3 protein-coding genes are annotated in these 4,260 nt (G+C 52.6%); 1 reads left to right on the top strand and 2 read right to left on the bottom strand.

Annotated elements, in window-relative coordinates; all coding sequences use genetic code 11:
- Together ACN4EK_RS32085 and ACN4EK_RS32090 are read right to left on the bottom strand one after the other, a co-directional pair.
- Positions 1 to 1,924 (bottom strand): hypothetical protein (locus ACN4EK_RS32085; RefSeq protein WP_431662509.1); only part of this gene is annotated, 1,924 nt, incomplete at its 3' end.
- The gene (locus ACN4EK_RS32090) at positions 1,921 to 3,234 is read right to left on the bottom strand and encodes a glycoside hydrolase family 2 TIM barrel-domain containing protein (protein WP_431662510.1); all 1,314 of its coding nucleotides are present in this window, start codon (positions 3,232 to 3,234) and stop codon (positions 1,921 to 1,923) included. The genes ACN4EK_RS32090 and ACN4EK_RS32085, both read right to left, overlap by 4 nt.
- Positions 3,235 to 3,660: 426 nt before the next feature.
- On the opposite strand from ACN4EK_RS32090, the gene ACN4EK_RS32095 reads away from it, so the two are divergent.
- A partial coding sequence (locus ACN4EK_RS32095; RefSeq protein ID WP_431662511.1) for an AAA family ATPase occupies positions 3,661 to 4,260 on the top strand: 600 nt, incomplete at its 3' end.

Consider the following 4,260-nt stretch of genomic DNA (forward strand, 5'->3'; position numbering starts at 1 on the left):
TATAAGAGACAGCATTGTCGGCGGCCCAAATGTCGATGCCGATGCCGCGGGCAGCGCCGTATTGCTCCAACGGACGCCCATTGATGTTCACGCCCGTGGCCAAACCACCCAGGGTAATGTCGCCGCTGGTCATGAATACAAAGGTGAGGCGACTGTTCCACTGCAAATAGAGTTCGTTTTCGCTGGCATACTGGCGCAAAATGGCCTGCGGTGCGGTTTTGAGGAGGGCCGCATCGGTTTGTACTGAGGCCGCACGCATGAGGTGGTTAAACACCAATACCTTGCCCGCCAAGCGGATGCGGTAGAGCGCCTGCAATTCGAGCTGCGAAAAATACAGGGCTTCGTTGATGGCCCGCGGGAAATTGATGCGGTCGTAGGTGCTGCGGTACAACACATTGGTGCGGCCATACGGACCCACCGCCTGCGGAAAACCCCAGCGGTAAAAACGGCTGCGGGTGAGTGCATTTACCGGACGCCCAAACGAAATGTTGCTGGCACCGGTAGTGATTTCTCGACTCAAACTGTAACCACCCGAGAGGTAGATGTTCGCAGGCTGGAAACCCACGTTGAGGTCGATGCCCTGGCGGTTGTTGGCCAGCTGTCCGAAGCCCAACAAGGACGAACCACTGGGGAAAAGCAAGGCACCGCTGCCCGCTTGTCCGGCCGGGATGTTGGAAATGGCAGCCTCGGCCACGCTGGTGTTCACAAAAGCACCTACGTTGTTTACGGCCCCCGGATCGATGTAATAGGCCTGACCAAACAGCCGCCAGCGCTGGTTGATTTGGTAACGCAATTTGCCCTGGGCTACCAAACCACCGCGCTGCCCTAGCTGGGCCGATTGGTAACCCGAATAACCGGCTTCGATATCGAAATTCACTTTCGACAACAAATGGCTGATTTTAACGGTATGGATTTGCGAGCCGAAACGCTGCGTCAACAAACTGTCTTGGTACGAGCGCTGGTTCATGGTTTGCACACCCAAACGCCAGTGGCTGTTCACCAACCATTGGTACTGACCGCCCCAGGCGGCATTCGGACGCCGGTCGAAACCGCCGTTCTGCTCGTTTTTGCCGAACATGAATTTCACGCTCTGGTTTTTGGGCAGCTGGCTCATGCTGAGGATGGCTCCCGCAAAGGCGCGTTTGCCCCAGCGTTCTTCCTGATCTACCCGACCTGCATCTACATAGCGGTTGTAGCGTTCTTGTACGCTGTTGCCAATGGGGTCCCAGGGGTTGCGGTCGAACAACATATAACGCTCGTAAGCGGTATAAGCCCCCATGGTGAGGTCGCTCATGTCTTCCCAGTGGATGCCGCCGAGTTTGATGTTCAGCGGACCCAAAGCCGTGGGCACCGTGGCAAATAGGTTCATGCCCAGGTTCAGCAGCATGCTCTGGCCGAGGCGGGGTGAACCGAGGGGGAAGTCGATGTTGGGGCGGGCGGTATCGGGCGTGGCGGGACTGTATGCCGACAAACCCGGCCGGTCCATGAATTGGAAGGCGAACAAATCGAGGCCCCAGCTCACCCCTGCCCTTGATTTGCCGTTGATGTTGATCAGCAGGTTGGGCAATTGGGTATCGTCGCCAATGAACACCTCGCGCCGCGGCATGTTTACATCGGGCAGAAACTCATAGGCCGTGGGCATATTGCGGTAGGTACCAAAAAAGCGGTAGAAGCCATTCACATTGAGCGAGCGCAAACGCGCCGGCTCCATTTTGGGGAAGGTACCGAAGTCGGTGGCGGCCACTGCGGCATTGCTATCCACAAACAAGCGCCACAAGGTGGAGCGCAAGGCCGGTTTGGCGGCCGTGCTGGCCGTGGCCGTACTGTCGATGGGCAAAAGCGCCGGAGCAGCCGGTTGGGCCCAGGCCGCCGTGGCACCCAGCAGGCCCATTGCCGCAAATAAAGAACGGATTGGTTTGTTCATGGCAGTTGGCTGAAGGTTTCGAATTGCACGGCCTTGCGGGGACGCGCACTCGGCGCCAGGGGTTTTACAAAAAGCGGCACATTGCCGTAAGCCACCCAGCCGCCCTTTTCGGCATAAACAAAAATGCGGTAAGCACCTTCGGCAAGGGGTGCATCGAGCGAGAGGTTGGTGCCGTTGAACCGGCGCACTTTTTTGCGTTCGATGCTTGCAGGGCGGCCTTCTACATCGCCGCCCGATTTGATGTCCTGGCTTTCGGGGATGATTTCGTAGCGCAGATTCACCTTATCTATATTATCGGTACGCAGCGCCAAAGGCAAAACGATGGGTTCGCCGGCCGTGGTCATCAAATAAGGCTGTTGCCAGGCGCCCAGCGATACAGGTGCCGACTGGTTTTCGCTTTTCCAGGCCTGGGCAATGGCCCAAAGGGTTTCGGTTTTTTCTTTGTATTCGGTAAAAATGCCGTACCAGGTGGGCGTGGTTTCCTGTTTTTGTCCCCACAAGAACACATACGAACCCATGCACCACGGGCGCTCGGCCCAAATTTTATCCTGGTAGCGGCGGGTATAACTTTCGGCCTTTTGGGCGCTGCTCTGTTCGAGCGGGGCACCCCAGGGCGCGCGTTTTACTTCCCAGTGGCCATTGGGGCCCCATTCGGTGATCATGTAGGGACCGTCCCAGCCCCAGCGGCGGATTTGCGAAGGCAGTTTGTCGAGGTCGCCATAGGTATTGATGCTGTAAAAATCGAGGCTGGGGCAGCGTTCTTTGATGAGCTGCACCTCCACCGAATCCAATCCGGCCGTTACGGTGGTGGTGGGATGGTGCGGATCGAGTTCTTTGATCATTTTGGCGATGTCTTCTACCGCATACCACACATTGGTATTGCTGTAATTGAGGTCTACCTCATTGCCCACGCCCCAGCACAGCAGGGCCGGATGGTCTTTGAGGGCCAGCACCTCGCGGCGGAAGGCTTCCTTTTGTTTGCGCACGGCTACTGAATCGTCGTAATCGAAACCATGGCGCTCGTGCTGCAGCCACAGGCCCATCATCACGGTGAGGCCGTGTTTGTGGGCTTCGTCGAGTATTTGCCGGGCATTTTCGGTGCCCCAAGTGCGTATGGAGTTGCCCCCGGCCGCCACCACCTCGGGCAGGTAGACCGAGCCCCCCGCTCCTTTTACATAATAAGGCGCTCCCGCCCTAAAAATGGTATAGTGCCCCTGTGCATCTTTCCGCACTTCGGTATGCACCGGCTGCGCCTGCGTGGCCAACAGCCCCAGCAACCACAACCCACCCGTTAATAAAAGTCCCTTCATCCAACAGCAATTTAGGATTTGCCCGGACAAGTTATAGTATATTTTACAATTACCAAACAGCGGGGGTGTTTTTTACGATAAATTTAAGGATTGGGGGGGGCGAGGGCCGCCGGCTGAGGCTCCCGAAGCCAGGTTCTGGAAGTCACCGGGGGTGCGGACGCCACTTCAGCACTGTTACCCGCTCTCCAAAGTTCTTCGTACGCTGCAAGCTACTTGAAACACGGCTGCCAAACCAGCCTAGAACCGCTCAGAATAGACTTCTCACTAGTTTTGTAAAATAAATAATGACAGATAGCATGGATGGCTGGATAAGCAGCGTTAATTTAGCAACTTTGACCGTTTCCCAGGAATCCGAAAATTAAACCCACAACATATCCTTTGACCAAACTTTTTTCCTGTTATTTTTAAGGATGCAAAAACAAAAACATGAAATTAAATATTCATAACTTCAGAAATTTCGAAAATCAATCACTTCAATTTTCACGGATAAATATCTTAATAGGTGAAAATAGTGGAGGGAAAAGCTCATTATTAAAATTCCTCCTGTCATTGAAGCAGACTATAGATTCGCCACTAGAAAGCAATTTAAAACTTAGAGGTGACTACACAGACTTAGGAAATTACAACGAAGTCGTGAAGGACAAGGTAAAGACGCGAAAAATTCAATTTTCATTCTCAGATGACAAAGAATATCCCGATTACTTCCTGAAATTTCTAAAACATTTTGAAAAACAAGATGTGAAATTGGAAAATCAAATAATCGCGGATTTATTAAATCAGGTTGAGAAAACTCATGCAACGACATGTATTAAATTTACACTTTCATCTTCATTGAATAACCATAAAAGTATAGGAACTACCATTAGTAACAGCGCGCTTGGAAAGATTACAATTCAAAGTAAAAAAAACGAACAATATGATACTGAAAAAGAACTTTCCTCTTCTATCTTTATTCAGTTCAATGAATATGAAGAGTTTGAACTGGCAAATTGCACCACGTATAAAGACTGTCTCTTATACACATCT

The sequence above is a fragment of the Pantanalinema rosaneae CENA516 genome (assembly GCF_050753385.1).
Lineage (GTDB): Bacteria > Cyanobacteriota > Cyanobacteriia > Leptolyngbyales > Leptolyngbyaceae > Pantanalinema > Pantanalinema rosaneae.